Below are 23,230 nucleotides of genomic sequence, written 5' to 3'. Positions count from 1 at the left end.
AACCTCAAAACAAAAAGAGTCAATCATGAAGAAAACACTATTTTCAAATGGCTTCATGCATAGTAATGCATTTATAAAAGCCTCTGCGTGTTTACTTTTGTCTACGGGAACAGCAATTCCTGTAATGGCATCTCCAGAGTCATCAGGAAATCCTTCTCCGACTATTGTCCAACAAAACACGACAGTTATCAAAGGTTCAGTATTGGACGCTAATGGTGAACCTATCATCGGCGCTAGCGTTGTTGAAAAAGGCAGCAGTTCCAACGGCACTGTTACCGACATTAACGGAGACTACACTCTCAATATAAAGAGAGGTAGTGTTGTTATTATCTCTTATGTGGGTTATATAACTCAGGAAACGACAAAAGGTGGCAAGATAACTCTTAAAGAAGACCTCAAATCTATCAGCGAAGTTGTTGTCATCGGTTATGGTACTCAAAAGAAAGGTGACATAACATCAGCAATAACAAGCATTAAATCAGAAGATTTTTCTAAGGGAAATATAAAAGATGCTGGAGACTTGATTAAAGGTAAAGTTGCTGGTCTTACCATTGCCAATGGTAGTGGTGACCCAAGCGTAGCATCAAGTATTCGTCTTCGTGGTATCATCTCTCTTAGTGGAGGTAACACTCCATTGGTTCTCGTTGATGGAATAGAGGGCAGTCTTAGTACTGTTGCACCTGAAGACATTGCGAGTGTTGATGTGTTGAAAGACGCATCAGCGGCTGCTATATACGGAACACGTGGTGCTGCTGGTGTGATTATCATCACAACAAAGAGTGGCAGACGTGATGCAGCCACTACTGTTAATTACAGTGGTTATATGTCTTTATCTTCGTTCGGCAAAAAGCTTGATATGATGGACGGAACTGATGTTCGTAACGGTCTTACACAATTTAATGATAAGGGATATGACACAGATTGGCTTGATGCTGTGACACGCACTGCATTTACACATAATCATAATATCATGATTAGCGGTGGCGACAAGAGTACAACGTATAATGCAGACTTCACTTATCGTGATCAGCAGGGTGTGATTATAAAGACATATTCTAATGATATGCGCTTCAATGGAGGTTTATCTCACTGGTTCATGAATGATATGATGAAAATTTCTTTCAATATCATGAAGCGTTGGCATGAGAATGGACCAGTTGATGCTGCTGCAACACAGATATACCGTCAAGCTATCATGCGTAATCCTACCGAGCCAATCTATAATCAGGATGGAAGCTATTATGAGAATATGGCTGTCAACTACTATATGAATCCTGTTGAATTGCTAAATGAGCATAAGGGTGAGTATAAGACTGAAAACACACGAATGGTAGGTAACCTTACCTTTGAACCAATAAAGGGATGGCAAACCAACCTAATGCTTTCTACAGATCGTGACAATAGCCATGATAAGGGATATTACACTTCAAAGTATTATGATCAGGTGATAAATTATCACACAGGTTATGCCTATCATAGCTACTCGTATGGAAAGAGTGATAATCTGGAATTGACCTCTACATACAAGCATCAGTTTGGCAATCACCGCATAGAGGCTCTTGCTGGATACAGCTATCAATATAACGAATACGAAGGATTCAATGCCAATAATACGAACTTTATGAGCGACTTCTACCAGGATAATAATATTGGAGTTGGTGGTTTCCTTAAAGAAGGTAAGGCAGGAATGGGAAGTTACAAGTATGATGATACTCTTGTAGGTTTCTTTGGACGTATAAGCTATGGATATGCTGATAAATACAATGTTCTTGTAAGTGTTCGCCGTGAGGGTTCTTCAAAATTCGGAGCCAATAACAAATGGGGTACATTCCCATCTGCATCACTTGGTTGGACCATCAGTAACGAGAGTTTCATGAAATCACTTACATGGATTAACAATTTGAAACTTCGTGCAGGATTTGGTGTGACCGGTGTGATTCCAAGTGGCTCTTACCAATCATTAACACAATGGTCACTAGGCGATCCATACTACTATGATAATGGTACATGGTATCAGGGACTGAATGTCACTTCTAATCCTAATCCAAATTTGAAATGGGAAAAGAGTACCGAGTTTAATGTTGGTATCGACTGGAGTGTGTTGAATGACCGTTTGTCTGGAACGATTGATATGTATCATAAGAAGACTTCTGATATGTTGTGGTCGTATGATGTTCCATGTCCTCCAAACCTCTATAATACTACTTTAGCAAATGTAGGAAAGATGCGTAATATGGGTATTGAAATTGCTGTAAATGCTGTACCAGTGCGCATGAAAGACTTTGAATGGAGAACAACTGTAACGGCTGCATATAATGCAACAAAACTATTAAGTCTCTCAAACGCTCTTTATCAGACTGCAAATCAGCATGATATGGCTGTTATTGGCGAGCCTATATCTTTGACAACACAACGTCTTGAAGTTGGTAAACCATTAGGACAGTGGTATGGTATGAAGAGCGTAGGAGTTTCTGAAAATGGACTCTGGATGATTGAAAACAAGGAAACAGGAAAAGCCGAAGAGTTTAATGATAATATGCTTACGGATGACAAGTATCATCAATACCTAGGTAATGCGATTCCTAAGGTTAATCTAGGATGGAACAACTCGTTCAGTTATAAAGGATTTGACTTGAATATGCAGTTTACTGGTCAGTTTGGATTTAAAATATTTAATGAGGCACGTGCTTATTATGAGAACAATGCCGTTGTCTACAATCATCTTAAATCAGCAGCTGATAAGCAATATGGAGATTATGTTTTGTCAAGAGCACAGAAGCAGACTTTTGTGAGCTATTATCTTGAAAACGGAAACTATGTAAAACTTTCTAATCTTACGCTCGGATATACTGTTCCTTTGAAGTCAGATAAGTATGCAAAGAATATCTATGTATATTTGTCAGGTAGCAATTTGTTTACAATAACAGGTTATAAGGGACTCGACCCAGAATTGTCTAATACCGATCCTTTGAGTTCAGGTATTGACTGGCGTGATAAATATCCATCAATACGTACGTTCACTTTGGGCGCAAAATTCACATTCTAATATTTAAAGCATAAAGTCATGAATAAACAAATAAATAAGATATTTATGTCTGCCATGATTGCAGCTTGTGGGCTATCAATGGTTGGATGTACAGATCTAGACGAAACATTATATGATACTATTTCGTCTGAACAGCATGAATTTTCAGAAACAGAACTTGAACATACTATTGCCCCTGTTTACAGCAGTCTTAGAAGTGTTTATTGGGGATGGTTTGGTATGTCGGATATCATGGATATGAGTTCTGACGTTTGGGGAGTTCCTTCACGTATTGGTATAGGATGGGGCGACCTTTATGTTTCAATGCATAAGCATCAGCTTAATTCTAAGATAGGCTTTTTCCAGGTAAACTGGGAGAATAACTATGCTGGAGTGAATGCATGTAATAAAATTCTAGCAAATAAAGCTATCGCTTCAAATGAAGATATTGTAGCACAGGTTCGCGCATATCGTGCGTTATACTATTACAACCTGTTAGATCTTTATAGAAACATTCCGCTTGATACAACCTATGTTCACGAAGCTGGATGGACTCCAGAACAGGCTGATCCAAAAGTTGTATATGATTGGATAGCAAGTGAATTGAATGCTGTTGCAGAGAAATGCCCAAGTAAGATCGAAATGGGTAAAATCAATAAGTATGCAGCTCACATGTTGCTAGCCAAACTCTATCTTAACCATAATGCATGGTTTAAAGATGATACAGATAAAACATGGTATAGTAAATCTCTTGATGAAGTAAATAAGGTTATTGCAGGTCCATTCTCATTGGCACCAAACTATAGCGATAATTTCAAAGAAGACATTTCTACTTCTCCTGAAATAATATTTGGTATTCCATTGGAAAACAAATATGCTGGTGGTAACTACATGGCAAACTTATGGATACATAATGCTGGTAGAGCACGTTGGAACTTCTCTGGTTGGGCTACTGGTGGTGGTATCGTATTCCCACAGTTCCTTGATACTTATGAGACGGGAGATACCCGTATGGACAATACTTGGACTGGTGGTCAGCAATATGCAATGGACGGAACAGCTATAACGGCTGATGGTGAACCATTGATATATACAAAGGAACTTCATAGTATTGACAATCCGGGATGTTATCCTTTTGAAAGCTACAGACTTATTAAGTATGAAATTAAGAGTGGTGATTTCGGAACGAGTTATGATGACGTGCCATATTTCCGCTTGGCAGATGCTTACATGATGAAAGCTGAATGCTTGTTACGTCTTGGTCAAGATGAACAAACAGCAGCCGACCTTGTTACAAAGGTTCGCGCACGTAACTTCAAATCTGATCCAAGCAAAGCTACAATAACAGTGGCACAACTCAAAGGTGGCAGTAACTACAACTACGGTCACAGAGAGAATCAAGGTACTCTTGGTGGTGAGGATAAATGGATTATAACGAATGAAGGTGGTGCAGATATTGAATTTGGCGGACTGCTTGATGAATATGGAAAAGAATTTGTTTGTGAAGCTCACCGTCGTGATGAACTTATTCGATTTAATATTAAGGGTACTAACATGAATGTCTACAATGGCAAATCATGGTTCTGTAAAGATGCTGTAACAGATAGAAATGGTGACCTGTTCCCAATACCAAAGAGTGCTATGGATGGAAATCCAAAACTAAAGCAGAATCCTGGTTATGGAACTACTACAGGTAAATAAATAGGTAGAATATATAAAACCTTTAAACTTATAATTTCTTATGAAAAAGAATATATTATATATAGCGGCGGTTTGCATGGCGTTAGGATTAAGCGCTTGTAGCACAGACCCTGAAGATGCTGTAGAAAAGCATGTATATACAGAGAATGAGGCTCCTTATCTGCGAACTGATGCAAGTGCCAATATCAGCACTACCGCTGAATTTCGCAAGGGGCATGTAGCTCTTAAAACAATAAATCTTAAAGATTATGCCGAAACTATCCAGACAAAGTTAGGGATGACTGTAGACGATATGATTGCAGGACTTGAAACCGGCAAAGTTGTATTCTACAATATCAATACTTCTCGTGGAATATGGGATAAGACGGCTACCACTAAAGGTACAACTGGTTGGTACTATAACAAGTCGGGACAGATTGTGAGTAAAGAATCTGACGCAGCCGGATATATAGAACTTGATAAAGCATCAAAGTCTATAATAGTTGGAGTGCCAGAAAACTCTTCTGCAGGTGTGTCTTTTTCTGACAATGTAGGTTTTGCTATAAACAATGGCAAAGACTATGACCAGTATGTGAGGCTGAGCGTTCTGATATCTGTTACAGACCCTGGACTTATTATGCCTACAATAACTATTCCTACTGGTGATTATAGTTCTTATGAAGTTAAGTTTGCCGATTATTCAGATGCGATTCAAAAATGTCTTGGTATGACTGCATCTGACTTTAATTCTGTTGTGCAAGATTCAAAAGGTGACATAGCAATGTATATGGCTGACGATGAAGGCAAATGGGATACTACATCTACCTATACTGCAAATGGACTTGGGTATTGGCTTGATGGATCAGGAAAGGTAACAACATGGGGTAAGACAGGATTTAGTTATTTCGTAGAGACCCATGATGGTTCTGTAGGAATAGGTAGAGCACCAGGTGTTGCAGCAGGAACAAAGATTAAGTTACATTTTGTCTATGCAAGTAAGACAGATAATAGCAAATTTATAGAATTTGTTTGTAACGTTACTCTTGAATAATCCTATTTACAATGGATAATAATAATTATTCTATAATAAGCAGGAGTACCCTAAGGGTTCTCCTGCTCTTGATTACGGGATTCATATCGGCATGTACGGATAGTAACGATGTTGTTATTGGAAATATAGCAATAAGTGACAACGAAATGCCAAAGACCGTTGATTGGGATGAAGTGGAGTCTACTGTTTCTTTCAATGCCAACAGCAGTTGGACAGCAACTGTTGATGATGTTACAAGCAGGGCTGCACATACTCAGATAAGTTGGATAAAACTGACTTGTCCTTCTGGTAGTGCAGGAGACAATAAAATGCCTATACTCTTAACAAAGAATGATAATGATACATATCGTGAAGCTACTATAACAGTAAAGTGTGGTGATAAACTTTCACAGATAACTATTCATCAGAATGCCAATCCTGATGCAGTGCATGTTATGGATGTATCAAAGATTCCTGATTACGCCAAATACTATTGTCCGGGAACATGGAACGAAGGCTTTGAAAAAGGACCTGAAGGTATGTTGCGTTCTGATGCTAAGTGGTCGTGGTGGCGACATAAATCTAGTGAACATTTCTTTGTATTCTGGGCTCCAGGATTTGGTGACAATCCTAACGCTGAAACCGTACCAGAAGCTCTGCGTGTAGACGTAGACGACTTGTTGGCTAAGGCTGAGAACTTCTATAAAACAAATGTAGAGAAGCTTGGTATGGCAACAACAGGTCAAGGTAAATCTGTGCTTGATAAATACAAAATGGAAATCTATCTGCTTTATCAGACAGAATGGCTTGCTACTGGATCTGGATATGATAATACAATAGGTGCGTTGTGGGTAAATCCGTCAACATGCAAACCTGTAGGTTCTACAATAGGTCATGAGATTGGACACAGTTTCCAATTTCAGGTTTCAGCCGACAAACTCTTCACTGGTGAGGCTCAAGCCATGAGTAATGGAATTGTTCCTGTTGGATTCCGTTATGGATTCGGACAAGACGGTTCTGGTGGATGTGCTTTCTGGGAGCAATGCGCCCAATGGCAGTCTTTCCAGGATTATCCGCAGGAGGCTTTCACTCAGGATGCAAATGTACAAGTGTGGTTGAAGAATCATAATCGTCGTTTCAATCATGAGTGGCAACGCTATGCAAGCTACTGGTTCCAATATTATTACACTCAGAAACATGGTATACAGGCATACTCACGTATATGGAAAGAAAGTAAATATCCAGAAGATCCTATCGAGACATATACCAGATTGTATTGTGGTGGAAATCTGAACACTCTTTATAGTGATATGTATGACTATGCTGCTCATTGTGCAAACTATGATTTCGATGCAGTACATCAATATGTTACAGACGCTGCTCTTAACTATGGAACGAAATTATATAAGAACAGTAAGGGATATTATCAGGTTTCTTATGATAACTGTCCTGGTACAACTGGTTTCAATCTAGTTTCTTTGAATATTCCTGATGCAGGAACAGAAGTAACAGCTCATTTCAATGCTCTTGCTGTTGGATCGGCAGTTGCTGCGGGTGATGCTGGAGAGATTGTTGATGCTGACGGAAAGTCTAAAGGAAATGTAACTACCTATAATAAGCAGTCTAACACAAATGCTGGATATCGTTATGGTTTTGTGGCAATAGACGGTAGCGACAATAGCCATTACGGAAAAATGTTCAGCGCTACTTCTGGTGATGCTACTTTCAGTATACCTTCTGGAACCAAAAAACTGTATCTTGTTGTACTTGGTGCTCCTTCAACTTATAACAGAGAGGGCTGGGACGATGACGAAACGAATGATGAACAATGGCCTTATGAAGTAAGCTTTAGCAATACAGACTTGTTAGGCAACGTTACCATACCAACTGGTGCACCAGAAAGCATCACATTGTCTCATTCTGCAAGTCTTGATTCTTCATCACCCGATTATGTTTTGGGTACAATAAATCTTCTGAACAATGGTGATATGGGTAAGATTGCAAAAGCATTCAAACTTCAGCCAGCAGAAATAGCTGCAGCAACTCTTTCTGCAGCAAAGGTTACAGCTGATGGACCAACAGAAGGTAAGATTGCAATTGCCAATACCAATCCTGATGGCTCAATAAGTTATGCTTATTCTGCCAATGGTACTGGATTCTGGATAATGGCAGACGGAACAGCTGGTAAATGGGGCGATAGTCCTGTCTATTTTGAATATAATTCCACAGGATATAGTCTTGCTTATGGTCACAAGCCTGGAGCATCAATAAAGGGTAAGTCTTATACAATACGTCCTACAATGGTATATATGAAAGACGGAAAACTGTATAAGGCAGTCGTAGATTTACAAATGAATTTCTGATAATGAAAAGAATCATCATCTGTTTTGTCGTTCTCACCATGGCATGTATTGGCATACAAGCACAAAAACTTGTATATATACCAGATTCTCTGAAAGCATACAATCTGGATAATCCAAATGAAAGATGGTGCTGGAAGCATTCTGTGCAGACAGACAATCTAGTGTTTTTCTGGGAAAAAGGATTCGGAGACAATCCTCTTTGTCCACCAGACCTTGATGGACATCCAATGAAAGTGGATATGGAGAACCTTAAGAATCGAGTAGAATGTTTCTATCAATTCTTTCGTGATTCATTGCGCTTTTCTTCACCTGGAAGTAAGGCCGACAAATACAAGATGATGGTCATGATAAACTATTCGCTAGACGGAACTGCCTATGGTGGCACTTATGATAATTTCATAGGTGCCCTATGGGTGGCTCCCAATAGAATACAAGATAAAAAGTTGAATTGTCTGGCACATGAACTGGGGCATTCTTTCCAACTTCAGATACCCGCAGATAGCATCAGTGATATATGGGGTGGAAACGGATTTTTGGAGATGACCAGCCAGTGGATGCTGTGGCAGGTAAATCCTAATTGGGTAACTGATGAGAATTATCATTTCCAAGCTTTCCGCAAACTCACTCACAAGGCTTTCCTCTCAATAGACAATATCTATCATTCTCCTTATGTGTTGCAATACTGGACAGAAAAACATGGTTTGGATTTCATCGCCAAACTATATCGTGATGGAAAAACAGGAGAAGATCCTACCTTGACATATATGCGCATTTGCAAGTTAAATCAAAAACAGTTTAATAACGAAATGTTTGATTGTTATAAACATTTGTTGAACTTTGATTTTAAGCATGCCTATAAAGAGACTCGTCCTTATGCATGTACCTTTTCCACGCCGATGGATTCTGTCAACATAAACACTTATCGTGTTCCGGATAACATAGCTCCAGAGGAATATGGATTCAATGCAATAAAACTTTCAAAACCGCTAAAGAAAAACAAAATTAAAGTGAAGGTAAAAAGATTGTCAAAGGATAATGGTTGCGACTTGATATATTCACTGGTCGAAGAACCTGAATGTTATTATCTGCTTGTGATGAATGCACCACGCAAACACGTGATGTTGCAGCGTCTCGATGAATATGATAATAATTTAAATGCAAAACCTGCTGTTATTGAATATCAAATAACAGTTAAAGGTACTAATATTTTGAAATAAAATAAATAAAAAGTATCTTTGCATGTAAGTACAAATACATACACAGATACCAATGAAAAGAATAATGTCGTTTATTTTTGCTCTGCTCATATCATTGCTTTCTTTTGGAAGCACTCAGCAACAAGACATTAGATACCACAATATCTCTATGCAAGATGGGCTGCGTTCAAATGCAGTCAGGAATCTTGTCCAGGATAAATTTGGTTTCATTTGGCTTGGCACTGATAATGGACTGTGTCGATATGATGGAATAAACGTTCATTACTATACGATCTTACAGCAGGGAACTGATCAATTTATATCTGCATTGCAAAATACCGATAAAGGTCTGTTAGTCGGTACAGCTCATGGCGCATATCTGTTTGATTATAAGTCGGAGACGTTTATACCATTTGCAAGAGTAATACGAAAGCAGATAAATCATTTTTCTCCTGATGCAGATGGTAATATATGGATGGCTACAATGGGACAAGGCGTTGTTAGATATAATCCTAAAACAGGGTATTCTCGTTTATATCATTTTGCGGCGAATAAAGACAATATATCACAGGTGTTTGTTGATAGTCGTAATCAAATTTTTGCCATAACAAATTGGGGTAAGTATTCAATTTATAAACTAAACAAAGCCACCAACTGTTTTATTCCTTTGAATACCCATGGTGGTAATTACGGATCTTTGGCAATAACCAAAGCTTATGATGGTAGTATTCTGTTGGGAACATGGGAAAATGGGCTCTGCAGAATAAATGATGATGGAAGTATTGAAACATTATTGAGTCCTTCACTATCAGGAACAGCACACCATATCCATACGCTTTTCGCCCAGTCATCCCAAACGGTGCTTATTGGTTGCGATGATGGCTTGATTTCTTTTAATCCGCAGACAGGGCAGTGGCATGTTGTGAATGAACATGCCGAAGGAAGAGTCTCGCTAAGTGAGAAGTTTATTTATTCAATCATGTGTGACAATGAAGGAGGATTATGGTTTGGCACATTTTATGGTGGAGCAAATTATTTGTCGCCTGTTGGAGAACGTTTCTCTAATTATACATGTCACGACAAAGTAAACGGCTTCTGCGGAAACGTAATATCTCGTTTTTGTGAAGATAGTAACGGCAGTCTTTGGATTGCCAGCGATGATGGCGGACTTAATCGCATGTCTGTTTCTAGTCATAAATTTATATCCTATCCGGGAAGTGCCACACTTTCTAAGTATAATGTTCATGCGTTGTGCAATGACGGTAAATATTTATGGATAGGAACATATACAAATGGAGTCATTCGTTTGGATAAGTCTACTGGTGCTATGAAGAAATACACACAGCAACAGGGACTTTATGGCAGCAGTAGTTACGCCATTTATAAAGACCATAATGGAAATATATGGGCTGCCACGATGGAAGGCATAAATTGCTATGATTCATCTACTGATTCGTTTCGTAAAATATGTCTCACAGAAGGACTAACAATAGATATTAAAGAGGACAAAAATGGCTTTATGTGGTTTGCCACTCAAGGTGGAGGACTTATAAAATACAACGTCGTCACAAAAAGATTTAAGACATATCGTCATAGCAAGAAGCAAGGCTCTATATCTTCAGATCAGATTAACTGCATTCATATAGGCGAAAACGCTCAGATTCTTATCGCTACATCTAATGGTATCTGCAAATATGAACAACATTCCGACACGTTCAAACCTATTCTTCTTGATGCCGATATAGCCGATGTTGGAAGTATTATTGAAGATCAGGGAATTCTTTGGATATCAACCATCCATGGTATCATCAGATATGCCAAAGGAGAGAGTCTGCAGTTGTTTAATCGCTATGATGGTCTTTATTCAGAAATTTTTCAACCTAATGCGGGTATAAAGACATCAGACGGATGCATCTATTTTGGAACAACAAGTGGCTTTATTGGTTTCTATCCATACCAGATAAAGGCAAACAATATTCCGCCAGCTGTATATATCACGGGATTAGAACTCTTTAACAAGCCTGTTAATGTAGGTGATGACAGGTTGCCGGAGTCGCTTAACAGTATAAAGAAATTAAACTTGTCGTATAAGGACCACATGTTCAGCATATCTTTTGCGAGTCTAAGCTATTGCAGCCCTGAAAAAAATCAATATGCCTATATGCTTGATGGATTTGACAAGGAATGGAACTATGTTGGCAATCAGCATAAAGCAACATATACAAATATACCTGCCGGAACATATACTTTCAGGGTTAAGGCTACCAATAATGACGGATTGTGGAGTTCAAAAGAGGCAACGCTTCTTATTGTTATTCATCCACCATTCTGGTGGACTCTGCCCGCAAAGCTTATATACATTATATTGATATTAGCGGCAATATATTTCAGCATGCAGTATAAACTGAAAGGTGCAGAAAACAAGCATAAGGAGGAAATACGCAAGTTAAATATTAAACAGGAAGAGGATACACGTAAGGCAAGGCTTAACTTCTTTACGATGATAGCACATGAGATTCGCACTCCTGTGACTCTTATTATCGGACCGCTAGAGAGCATCAAAAATGAATTATGCGAGAAGCACTCTGCTTTTAGTTCGCAATTATCTATTATTGATCGTAATGCACACCGTTTGCTAGAACTTGTAAATCAATTGTTGGATTTCAGTAAGGTTCAGCAACAAGGTCTGCTTGTTAATTATGATTCGTGTAATATAGCCGAACTGTTGAGTTCTGTCGCAGAGAGGTTTGCTCCGTCTTTTCATCAAAAGGGCATTTCTTTTTATGCAACATATCCCCCTAAAGATTTTGTAGCTGTAATAGACCGTGAGGGAATAACTAAGGTTGTAAGCAATTTGATGTCAAACGCTCTTAAATATTCTCGTTCACTTGTAAAACTTGATTGCAGTGTAAATCCTATCGACAATACGTTTACTATTGTGGTTGAAGATAATGGCGACGGAATAAGTAAGACTGACTTGAAACGCATCTTCAATCCATTCTTTCAGGCTAGCGACAATAAGCCAGGAACAGGTATTGGATTGAGTATTGTTAAGCAGATAGTAGAACAGCATCATGGAACGGTGAATGTTGTATCTGAAAAAGGAAAAGGGGCAAAGTTTATCATTACTTTGTCGGATGCGATAAATGAAAAGACTGATAAACAAGCAGTAGCTAGTGAAAGCATCTCACAAGAAAACACGAATGCAGATAGTTATCAAAGTGATGAATTAGACAATAATACGCAGTCAAATATAAGCGAGTCTGTTCCAACGATGCTCATCGTTGATGATGATCCTGATATGCTGACATTCATATCATCTAATTTTGCCAAGTCATATACATTGTTTACAGCACAGAATGGAGTTGAGGCTTTAGAAATATTACATAAGAAGACAGTTTCATTGATTGTCAGTGACTGGATGATGCCAGAAATGGATGGTGCTGAATTGTGCCGCAGAATACGTAAAGATTATACAATAAGTCATATTCCTTTTATCATGCTTACAGCCAAGACGGATAACGATTCCAAAGCAGAAAGTATGGATTGTGGTGCAGATGCATATATTGAAAAGCCTTTCTCAATGAAATATTTAGAAGCCTGTATTCGTAACATGATAGAAATGCGTCATTTGCTTATGCAGAAGTTCTCAAGTCTGCCATCTGAACCAATTTCTAGAATAGCAAATACAACGGTTGACGACGAATTTCTTACGCATATGAATGCTATTATTGAGGACAATATATCTAATACAGAACTCAACGTGGCTTTTCTTGCTTCTGAACTCGGAATAAGCCGAAGCGGACTGTTTGCAAAGATAAAGGCTTTGGCTGATGTTACGCCGAATGAAATGATACAGGTGATAAGACTCCGCCGTGCAGCTGTGCTTTTGCAGCAAAACAAGTATCGTATAAATGAAGTGTGTTACATGGTGGGATTCAACAGTCCAAGCTATTTTACAAAGTGTTTTCAAAAGCAATTCGGGACAAAGCCGGGAGAACATTTGGCATAGATGAGATAAGAAATATAAAACGCTTATTGTTTTATTTAAAAATAAAATCTTATCTTTGCATGGGTCAATAAAATTATACCAATGAAACGCTTGTTTATTTTTCTTATTTCTATGTCTGCTTTTATCTCTACGTTTGCACAGCCTGCTTTCGTTGATAAATGCAATATGTCTTATCTAAATATGCTGAGCGGACTTCCAAGTAATTTCGTCGATGATATATACAGCGATAGTTTCGGCTTTATATGGATTTCCACTCATGGTGGTGGGCTCGTAAGATATGATGGATTCTCATATCGTTATTTTGGAGTTGGCAGTGATGGAATGTCATTGAAGAGTAACACTTGTCATAATGTTGTTGAAGACAGGTTCCATCGTCTTTGGATAAGTTTCGAAGAATGCACAGAAGTGCTAGACCTTAAAACAATGCATTCTGTTATGCCTAAGAGTAAAAATGATGAACTCAAGCGCATTATGGCCCAAATGTCAGTAAAAGTGTATTGTGACAGTAAAGGATATATTTGGATTGTAGAAAGAAATGATATATGCAGGGTTGAATTTGATGAATCCGGAGATGTAAAAGATATTATTAAATTCGCATATACCAACAATACTCCTGATATTGCGATAGCCGATATAAATAATGATGGTTCTGTATGGGCTGCCATTGACGGAGGATTATATAAACTTCTGGTATCTAATCATGAGATTGTGCGTATGGATATATCGCCGACATTTAAAGATCTTCCGGGAGTATATGTCACGTCTATTTTAAATTATCAAGGTAGTATATGGATAGGCACAAATGTTGGGCTGATGAGATATAACTCGCTCAACAGACAAGTTAAGATCTATAAAAACACGATAGCCAATACTTCTCTTTCTCATTCTTATATATCAGCATTGGCTTTGTCGCCAGATAATCATTTGGTTATTGGAACACTTTGTGGTGTAGACATGTATAATCCTGATACTGATGATTTCTCTCATTGGAACATGTCAAGCAAGATAAATCCATTGAGCAGCAATTTTATCAATTGTATTTATTCACTAAATGGGTTCTTATGGGTCGGAACAGAGACTGGTGGCATAGCGCAACTTGCTCCAAGGCAGTTAAGACTGGAAAACTTTATGCATTCTGATGATCCAACGAGTATTTCTCCAAATGCTTTAAACGCAATGTATGTTGAGCCAAATGGTACACTCTGGGCTGGAACTGTTGAAGGTGGTTTGAACAGAATGGAAAGAGGTAAAAGCTCTTTTACGCATTTCACAACTTCTAATTCTGCATTATCTCACAACAGTGTGTCAACTCTTGCTGTTGACGGAAAACGTAGACTATGGGTTGGTACTTGGGCTGGTGGTCTTAATCTCGTTGATCTAAAAACTCATCGTACTGTTTCACGTCTTAACGTTCCGCAGAAATATAAATCACTGCTTAACTTTATCGGGGCTTTGGCTTACGATAAGTACAATAACATCATGTGGATAGGCAGTAATGATGGTATATTCGCTTATGACCTTAACACGAATACTGTGTTTGATCCTTTTAATGGTAACCGTGATATACGAGGGGCTATAGGCTCTATCGTTGACAGATATGGCTATCTGTGGATAGGATGTGTTACTGGTGTTGTTAAAATCAATTTGAAGTCATCTGGAAGGCGTAGCCATAGATTTAACTATGTTCATATCACGAATAAACTTGATGATCCAAAGAGTGGAATAATAGATAAGCTATGTGCTTTTTGTCAGACTCGAAACGGCACGTTATGGTTAGGCAGTAATGGATACGGACTATACAAGCGCATAATAGACAAGAGCGGACATGAAACTTTCAAGGCATATACGCTAAGGGATGGATTGGCAAACAATTCTGTTAAGGGTATTGTTGAAGATAATAATGGCATGTTATGGATAACAACGGAAAACGGTCTTTCGCAGTTTAATCCTAAAACAGAAACGTTTACAAACTATTCTGCCAATGACGGATTATTGTCTTCACAGTTTTATTGGAATTCTGCTGTGAAATCGGCTGATGGAATCATTTATCTTGGTAGTGACAAAGGACTAACGATATTGAAGGGTGACAATTCTGATGCTCTTTATAAGGGGCATTTAAGGTTTACCAGACTCATGGTTGACAATGAGGAGATATATGCAGAAAGTCGGTTCTTGGATGAAGATATATCCATTGCTCATGAAATAAATATCAGAGAGGGTGATAAGTCTTTGTCAATTGATTTTTCTTCGCTCAACTATGGTAATGAGAATCGTGGAGGTTACTATTACCGCATGAAGGGATTTGAAGATGATTGGATTCCTTTGAAACCAGGAGAACATAGCGTCAGATATACAAGTCTTCATTCAGGAAGTTATCAGTTTGAAGTGAAATATTCGTCAGCTGTTAGCAATGGAACGGGAGATGTTATTTCAATAGATGTGAATGTGGCTCCTTATTTTTGGAAGAGCTGGTGGTTTGTTTCTATATTACTTTTGGTGTTGACTGTGCTTGGCAAGTATCTTTATGAGTGGCGCATCACAGAGTTGCGTCGACGTGAGGCAGAAAAGCTGATGCGTCCGATAGAGGAAGCCATAAGAGAGAGTGACGAACCGAATAAGTTGCAGTCGCGTATAGAGGATATTCTTAACAATCAGCGCAAGTTCCATGAAAGTAAGATCAAGAGTTTTGAGGCAGACAAGGAAGAATTGAAACTGAACAATAAACCGTTTATTGATGATGTGATTGCTATTTTGGAAAAGAACTATATGAATTCTGAATTTGGTGTAGGAGAACTCGCTGATGAAATAGGCATGAGTAGGGCTGTACTTAGTCGCAAACTGAGTGCTGATACCGGACTTCCTACGAGTCAGTTTATTCGTAATTATCGTCTAGGAATAGCCAAAGATATATTAATAAAGAATCCTGGCAACAGAAACATCACCGAAATAGCATATAAGGTAGGTTTTAATGATCCTAAGTATTTCACTCGCTGTTTCACTCGTCAGTATGGTTCGTCTCCAACTACCTATAAGAGTGAATAACATATTGCGCAAGTAATAATAGGGGGGGAGCATGTTATATTGAAATCATTGATGCCATTGTAACAATTAAAGACAGATTCTCCTTTATTTTGGGATTATACAAATAGGTTAAGAGCAAAGCCATAATCATTCATGGCAAGTCAGCTCCTAATAATCTGTATATGAATTTCCCCGAAAGTAAAAAAAACTTTCGGGGAAATCTTATAGTAGCAACTATTTTTTCCTAAATGATTAGGAAAATAATCTTTGCAAGTTCTTACTTTATTGATGCCTGATATATTTTCTCAATGGAGTCTTTCAGCATCTTATTAAAGTCTGCATCAGACTGGCTGCTACTTAAATCTTGTAGCAGGGCTCTAGAGAAGCTGGCAATCATTCCATGATTATGTGTTAGCTTTTCGCAGGCTTCATCTTGTGAATATCCACCAGACAACGCAACGACACGTACAACATGTGTGTCACCCATCAAGTCAGCATAGAAGTTGTCTATGTTCGGAATGGTTAACTTGAACATTACTTTCTGATCCTTACCTAATGCTTTCAAATCCTCTTTGATATATTTTTTAAGGAGTTCTTCACATTTGGTCTTTTCAGGAGCATGAATGTCTACTTCTGGTTCAATGATTGGAACAAGATCATAGGCAATGATTCTTTTGGCAATTTCAAACTGTTGGTCAACAATTTTTTTAATTCCTTCTTCATTTGCCTCCTTGATCACTGAACGCATCTTTGTACCAAAAATATGTCTCTTCTGTGCCTGTTTCAGTAGGTCATCCAATTCTGGCATTGGTTTCATCACCTGTACACCGTTTTCCAAATCAGCTAGTCCCTTGTCTATTTTCAGGATAGGAACTACTTGCTTTTCTTCCCAAAGGTAATCAGCGGTATATTTATCGTCAATCTTACGATTCATCGTGTTCTCAAACAGAATGGATGCGATGATTCTGTCACCTTTGAAAGCAGGTGCTTTGATGACCCTAGTACGCATCTGATGGACAAGCTGGAACATTTCTTCTTCAGTAGTCCACGCATCTTCATTAACGCCATATTGCTTCAAGGCTTTTGGCGTACTGCCACCACTCTGATCAAGTGCGGCAATGAATCCTTTAGCGGATGTCATTTGTTTTAATTGAATTGCATTCATAATTTTATATTTTAATCTTGTTATTTTTAAACACAGAGCTTTTTGTTATTTGTTTGTTTACAGGTCTGGCATCTCTGTTTATTTCGCCAGCCCTTGTTTGGCAACAGCTTCCTGTTTGCGCTTGATTTCTTCTGCATTACCCAAGTAGAAGTCTCGGACAAGTTTTAGGTTGTCATCAAACTCAAAGACATAAGGAACTGCTGTCGGAATATTCATGTCACTGATCGCTTCATCAGAAATACCTTTTAGATGCTTCACGATGCCACGCAGACTATTACCATGGGCAACGACCAGTATATTGTCAACCTTCATTAATTGAGGAAAAATTTCGCATTCCCAGTAAGGCATAACTCTTTCTATCGTGTCTTTCAGGGATTCCGTGTCTGGAATATATTCAGGAGGAATAGACGCATAACGTGGGTCGTGTCGCGGATTATCCAAATCGTCTTTTGACAGAGGCTGGGGAGCGATTTCAAAACTTCTGCGCCATATATGAACCTGTTCGTTCCCATACTTTTCAGCTGTTTCGCTCTTATTCATCCCTTGAAGAAAACCGTAATGCTTTTCGTTCAGTCTCCATGATTTAAGGACTGGGATCCAGTCTTCATCCATTTTGTCTAGAACACAGTTGAGTGTTTTTACAGCTCTCTTTAAATATGAGGTGTAAGCAACATCGAAAGAATATCCTTCCTTTTTTAAAAGAGTTCCTGCATTTTCAGCCTCTTCAATACCTTGAAGAGACAAGTCTACATTTGTCCAACCTGTAAATCGGTTTTCTTTGTTCCACTGGCTTTGCCCATGTCTAATCAATACTATTTTTTTCATATCTTTTGCGAATTAAATAGAATTATACTTAAACAGGCCGAAGAAAATTCTTCTGTTTTATTCTTGGTAGTTGTAGCCAAAGTATGAAGTTATCTCTGACCTGTTGGTAAAGATAATAATAAATTTAATATTGAGCTAATTTTTGGTTGTTTTTAACTATTTGATGATAATAAAAAAGTTACGTACAAAAGGAAAGGGGTGTTATTTGATTCTTTATAAAATGTGATTGAATGAATGATGTCGTTATTTTGTTCTTGCAAAGGATAAAATGAATTATACATATATTATTGGTTCTCTGTCTATTTAGAGGTTGATATCCTCCATATATATACTTGAACTCTACCAGAAAAAGTTTTTTTAATGCCACTAATGTCACTTTGTCACAAACCCTTTATTTATAAGGGATGAGCTAGTGACATTAAGTGACATTATCGGGGCAAAAGTGGCATTAAGCCCTAGAGTACACCTGTTTTTTGCGTTTTTTTAGCTACGCAGCTACGGCATCTCTCGCAAAGCCTATAAACAAAGAGACCGACGATACGTAGCTAGATCCATTTAGCTTCGTGAGCTACGTTTTAGCTACGTTATCTATTTCTGTATATATAATGTACGTGCAGGCACGCGCACACCTAGGATTTTGAAAAATGTAAGTGTCGAAGAGGCAACATAATGAATATCAATATTTTATCGACGAATTTGAGTAAATAAAGTGACGGTGATCAGAAGGTCAAATTTCAAGTTTTGCATGCGTTTCTATATAGAAACGCAGCTGATTCCATATAGAAACGGAAACGTTTCTACGATGTTTTGCCTCCTATTGCTTCGCAAAACGCAATGCAATATAACGCAAAACGCACTGCAAAACATCGCAAAACGCATCAAATTACTTTGTAAAGCGCAATGCAATATGATGAAAATTTTCCCCCACATTTTACCGACGAATAACCATCACTTTATTCTACCCGAAAGAAGTTCTAATAAATTGATGCTCAATTAATAGACACTTCGACACTTATTCTTCTCAAAAACCCAGAGTGTGCGCATGCGCACGCACGTGTATTACGATGTGTAGCGCCACAGTAATTAAAACTTTGGCTAACAGTCTAACCAAAATTCTATTGCATGGACAAAAATCTTGCAGTATCTTTGCCAAGAATTCAGCGTGATTCGGCAGAACATTTAAACAAGCTTGAAAATTCTGTTCTCGTTTACTGCATCTATGTATACATCCTCAGTACCTCAGATGCTGCCAACAGTTCTTTGTCTTTAGCTAAAAAAGTTTAGTAAGTCAGTGTCTTGTATAAACAGTTCCTTATTTTAATATTATGTGCAAAGATAAAGCTTTCTAATTAATATATAATATCATTATATTAAAAAAGTTTTTTAATTATTTGCTTTCGTTGGAATACTCTTGGAAGATAGTTGTCATGCTGAGAGAGAAAAATTAATTTTAATGATATAATGTTGTGTGAATGCACAGCTTTTATGAAATAACTTCTTGTATATTAAGGAGAAATACTAGTAAACAAAGCCATTTAGTAATGTTGGATAAATTTAGTAAATACGCCCAAATACATGTTTGTCCACCTAATAGATTGATTTGTCCACCATGTATTTTTACTCTTTATCTATATTTGCGACATTAATTATCATTAAATCTATTAACATTAATAACTAAAAACAATTAAAATGAGAAAACATTTATTCTCAGTGATGCTTGTTCTGAATTTTATGGGAGGTCTTATAGTAAGTCCTTTACCCATGGTCGCTTCAGTAACACAGACAGAGATCATTCAGATCAAAAGTCGTGTTGTAGACCAAGATGGACAACCTCTTATTGGTGCAACCGTCAAAGTTAAAGGTTCCAATGAAGGAACTGTGACGGATCTAGAAGGTGCTTTCCAATTAAAGGTTCCTGCCAATGCTATTTTGTCAGTGAGCTATATTGGTTATAAAGATCGCGAGATCGCTGTTCGTGGTCGTGCTATCATTGACCAAATTCAACTCACTTCTAATGACTTGACGCTTAATCAAGTTGTTGTTGTCGGCTACGGAACACAGAAGAAAGCAGACCTTACAGGTTCTGTTTCTATCGTAAATGCAGAAGAGATGAAGAAGGTGTCTAACTCTAACATCTCTACAATGCTTGAAGGTAAGGTTCCTGGTGTTCAGATTACAACAGATGGTCAGCCTGGTGCCGATCCTACAGTAAGAGTACGTGGTATCGGTTCATTTGGAAGTACAGCACCTCTATATGTAATAGATGGTGTGCCTATGGGTACTTCTATCCGTGACTTCTCTCCTAATGACATCGCCTCAATCCAAGTGCTGAAGGATGCCTCTGCTGGTGCTATTTATGGTTCGCGTGCAGCTAACGGTGTGATTATCATTACTACAAAGAATGGTCAAAAAGACCAACCATTGAAGGTGGGTTACTCTGGCTACTTTGGTGTTGATAAGATCTCAGGTGGTGTTTATGATGTGATGAATTCAGATCAGTATAGTAATTATCTTGGTAAGGCATGCGCAAACTCTAACACGGCTCTACCTGGAGGTTACAGCCTTGATGCAAATACTGGTCAATACCGTTTTATGGATAATACTAACACTGATTGGTTCAATGAGGTATTTAAAACTGGAATCCGACAGAATCATAACGTAAACTTCAGTGGTGGTAGTGCTAGCAGTACTTATAATGTTGCCCTTGATTACTTCGAGCAGAAGGGTACGCTTGAAGGTGCTGGACCAAACTATAAGCGTTACAATGCACGTGCCAACAATACTTTTGAAACTAAGTTTATTAAGTTCCGTACTAGTATGGTTTACTCACATTCAAGCCAAGACAATATGGGACTTTCTAATGCTTCAGAGTATGTTCAGGGATTGTATGGTGATGTCACTAACGTACTGCGTGGAACATTGTTGATGCAACCAACTATTAAGGCTTATGACCCAACTACATGGGTGCTTGACGATAAGGTCGGTTCTGCCAGCAACTATAATTATGATGCATACGGTTATGGCGTATATTATGATAATATTCATGGTGATATATCTGCATCTAATCCTCTGTTGGTAAACAATCTGCTAAAGCGTAATACAGTCGTTGATCGCTTTGTTGGTACAGCTTCTGCTGATGTAGACTTATTAAAGATGATTGGTTTGGGCAATAAAAACCACCATTTAAATTATAAGATTAATCTTTCATACAGCAATACACACGCTAAGGACAACACTTGGATATCTGCATGGATTCAGAGTAACCGCGTTTATCTAGACAAGAGTAATGAGCGTCTTACAAAAGGTGAGCGTACATACAATGATGCGTTGATTGAGAATACTCTTACTTATGATGGTACGCTAGGACTACACAACATCAACCTAGTGTTAGGTCAGACATACGAAGAGGAAAATTCAAATATGCTAACAGGTTGGGGCGTAAACTTCTCAGAGCCTTACTTCTTGCAGCTTCAGAATGCAGCCAAAACATATTCTTCATCTTATGAATATAAGCATGCTTTAGCTTCTTATATTGCTCGTCTTAACTACAACTATGATGAGAAATACCTGATATCTGCAATCATCCGTCGTGATGGTAGTTCACGTCTTTCTAAAAATATCCGTTGGGGAACATTCCCTTCTGTATCTGTAGGTTGGCGTTTTGATAAGGAAAAATTCTTCCCAATCAGTCACGATATCGTCAATATGTTTAAGGTTCGCGCCAGTTATGGTGTTCTCGGTAATGAAAATATTGGTGAGTACCAATATATGGCTACAATGAATCGTAACAACATGACCTATAGTTTCAATAACACTCCTGTTACCGGTTCTGCTATATCTACATACGTAAATGATAATATCGCATGGGAGAAGAAAAAGACTACCAATATAGGTATTGACCTTGCGATGTTTAATAATCGCCTTGAGTTTACAGCAGAGTGGTACAAAAACCGTTCAGAGGATTTGCTATATGGAGTTCCTGTTCCTGCACAAGCAGGTGTTTCAAACACAAGTGTTACAATGAATGCCGCTTCTATGGACAACAGTGGCTTTGAGTTCTCTGCCACATATCGTAACCATGATAGCCCATTGAAGTATGATATCAGTGCTAACCTGAGTACATTGAAGAATAAGGTTACTTCTTTAGGTTTCGGAACTAATTCATATATTACAGGTTCTTATGCTACTTACGTAGGTCATGAAGTCGGTCAATTCTATGGTTGGGTTTACGAAGGTATTGCCCGTACACAATCAGATTTGGATAATCATGCTACACAGCAGGGTGCCAACGTAGGTGACTGTCTGTATAAGGATGTTAGTGGTCCAAATGGTACTCCAGATGGAAAGATTGATGCTTATGATCAAGTAGTTCTTGGTAGTGGTTTGCCAAAGATAAACTTTGGTTTGAGTGCACGTCTTGAATATAAGAACTTCGATTTGACTATTTCTACTTATGGAGCACTAAACTATCATGTATCAGACGATATTTATAACAGTCTTAATTCATGTTATGGATGGGGAAATAAAGATGTATCAATCTTAAATGCCAATCAATATTCTACTGATGGTCAGACATACATCTCAAGTGTTCCACGCACTTATGTAACAAACAACGCTTCTTTGGCATGGAATGATCTTTTCAGCTCTCGCAAGATTCAGAATGCTGCTTATTGGAAGATTGCCAACATTGAATTGGGTTACAACTTACCTAATAAATGGTTTAAAGGCATCATATCTGGCGCACGTGCTTATATCTCAGCACAGAATGTTTACACATTTACTGGTTATCACGGTTACAACGTTGACTATGCTGGTGGAACATTTACTCCAGGTAATAACTTCTGTTCTTTCCCGACACCACATACATATATGTGCGGTGTTCAATTCACATTCTAACATAATATGTATTTTCA

At 38.1% G+C, this 23,230-nt stretch carries 11 protein-coding genes; 9 read left to right on the top strand and 2 right to left on the bottom strand.

Annotated features, from left to right (window positions below; all coding sequences use genetic code 11):
* Window positions 1–25: 25 nt before the first annotated feature.
* From prwr041_RS02395 to prwr041_RS02365, 7 genes are all read left to right on the top strand, one after another.
* Entirely contained in the window at window positions 26–3,046 is a 3,021-nt protein-coding gene (locus tag prwr041_RS02395) for a SusC/RagA family TonB-linked outer membrane protein (protein WP_207154735.1), read from the top strand.
* An 18-nt stretch (window positions 3,047–3,064) separates the two neighbouring features.
* Window positions 3,065–4,726, top strand: a complete 1,662-nt coding sequence (locus prwr041_RS02390) for a RagB/SusD family nutrient uptake outer membrane protein (protein ID WP_207154734.1) — start codon at window positions 3,065–3,067, stop codon at window positions 4,724–4,726.
* 40 nt (window positions 4,727–4,766) lie between these two features.
* Entirely contained in the window at window positions 4,767–5,756 is a 990-nt protein-coding gene (locus prwr041_RS02385) for a DUF4859 domain-containing protein (RefSeq protein WP_207154733.1), read from the top strand.
* 11 nt (window positions 5,757–5,767) lie between these two features.
* Window positions 5,768–8,098 carry a DUF6055 domain-containing protein gene (locus prwr041_RS02380; RefSeq protein ID WP_207154732.1) on the top strand — a complete coding sequence of 777 codons (2,331 nt, stop codon included), beginning with the start codon at window positions 5,768–5,770 and terminating at the stop codon, window positions 8,096–8,098.
* A 2-nt stretch (window positions 8,099–8,100) separates the two neighbouring features.
* Complete coding sequence (locus prwr041_RS02375) at window positions 8,101–9,315, top strand: DUF6055 domain-containing protein (RefSeq protein ID WP_207154731.1); 1,215 nt, start codon at window positions 8,101–8,103, stop codon at window positions 9,313–9,315.
* A 52-nt stretch (window positions 9,316–9,367) separates the two neighbouring features.
* Window positions 9,368–13,306, top strand: coding sequence for a hybrid sensor histidine kinase/response regulator transcription factor (locus prwr041_RS02370; protein ID WP_207154730.1), 3,939 nt, complete (start codon window positions 9,368–9,370; stop codon window positions 13,304–13,306).
* 81 nt (window positions 13,307–13,387) lie between these two features.
* Window positions 13,388–16,348: a two-component regulator propeller domain-containing protein gene (locus tag prwr041_RS02365; protein WP_207154729.1), complete on the top strand. Its 2,961-nt coding sequence runs from the start codon at window positions 13,388–13,390 to the stop codon at window positions 16,346–16,348.
* A gap of 256 nt (window positions 16,349–16,604) precedes the next feature.
* Here the strand turns inward: prwr041_RS02365 and prwr041_RS02360 are convergent, their stop codons facing one another.
* Both prwr041_RS02360 and gpmA read right to left on the bottom strand, forming a co-directional pair.
* Window positions 16,605–17,492: a fructose bisphosphate aldolase gene (locus prwr041_RS02360; protein ID WP_207154728.1), complete on the bottom strand. Its 888-nt coding sequence runs from the start codon at window positions 17,490–17,492 to the stop codon at window positions 16,605–16,607.
* 78 nt (window positions 17,493–17,570) lie between these two features.
* Entirely contained in the window at window positions 17,571–18,317 is a 747-nt protein-coding gene (gene gpmA / locus prwr041_RS02355; protein WP_207154727.1) for a 2,3-diphosphoglycerate-dependent phosphoglycerate mutase, read from the bottom strand.
* Window positions 18,318–19,439: 1,122 nt separating this feature from the next.
* Here gpmA and prwr041_RS02350 point away from each other — a divergent pair.
* Window positions 19,440–19,601 carry a hypothetical protein gene (locus prwr041_RS02350; RefSeq protein WP_207154726.1) on the top strand — a complete coding sequence of 54 codons (162 nt, stop codon included), beginning with the start codon at window positions 19,440–19,442 and terminating at the stop codon, window positions 19,599–19,601.
* 405 nt (window positions 19,602–20,006) lie between these two features.
* Window positions 20,007–23,213, top strand: coding sequence for a SusC/RagA family TonB-linked outer membrane protein (locus prwr041_RS02345; protein ID WP_207154725.1), 3,207 nt, complete (start codon window positions 20,007–20,009; stop codon window positions 23,211–23,213).
* The last annotated feature ends 17 nt before the right edge of the window (window positions 23,214–23,230 follow it).

Origin of the sequence: Prevotella herbatica (assembly GCF_017347605.1) — a bacterium.
Classification (GTDB): domain Bacteria; phylum Bacteroidota; class Bacteroidia; order Bacteroidales; family Bacteroidaceae; genus Prevotella; species Prevotella herbatica.
The sequence above is the reverse complement of the archived record's forward strand: the minus strand, read 5'-3'. Positions and strand labels throughout refer to the sequence as shown.

Bases quoted from the DNA above. Each gene is read 5' to 3' on its own strand.
- prwr041_RS02395 (WP_207154735.1), top strand. From the start codon at position 26: ATGAAGAAAACACTATTTTCAAATGGCTTCATGCATAGTAATGCATTT.
- prwr041_RS02390 (WP_207154734.1), top strand. From the start codon at position 3,065: ATGAATAAACAAATAAATAAGATATTTATGTCTGCCATGATTGCAGCT.
- prwr041_RS02385 (WP_207154733.1), top strand. From the start codon at position 4,767: ATGAAAAAGAATATATTATATATAGCGGCGGTTTGCATGGCGTTAGGA.
- prwr041_RS02380 (WP_207154732.1), top strand. From the start codon at position 5,768: ATGGATAATAATAATTATTCTATAATAAGCAGGAGTACCCTAAGGGTT.
- prwr041_RS02375 (WP_207154731.1), top strand. From the start codon at position 8,101: ATGAAAAGAATCATCATCTGTTTTGTCGTTCTCACCATGGCATGTATT.
- prwr041_RS02370 (WP_207154730.1), top strand. From the start codon at position 9,368: ATGAAAAGAATAATGTCGTTTATTTTTGCTCTGCTCATATCATTGCTT.
- prwr041_RS02365 (WP_207154729.1), top strand. From the start codon at position 13,388: ATGAAACGCTTGTTTATTTTTCTTATTTCTATGTCTGCTTTTATCTCT.
- prwr041_RS02360 (WP_207154728.1), bottom strand. From the start codon at position 17,492: ATGAATGCAATTCAATTAAAACAAATGACATCCGCTAAAGGATTCATT.
- gpmA (WP_207154727.1), bottom strand. From the start codon at position 18,317: ATGAAAAAAATAGTATTGATTAGACATGGGCAAAGCCAGTGGAACAAA.
- prwr041_RS02350 (WP_207154726.1), top strand. From the start codon at position 19,440: ATGGACAAAAATCTTGCAGTATCTTTGCCAAGAATTCAGCGTGATTCG.
- prwr041_RS02345 (WP_207154725.1), top strand. From the start codon at position 20,007: ATGAGAAAACATTTATTCTCAGTGATGCTTGTTCTGAATTTTATGGGA.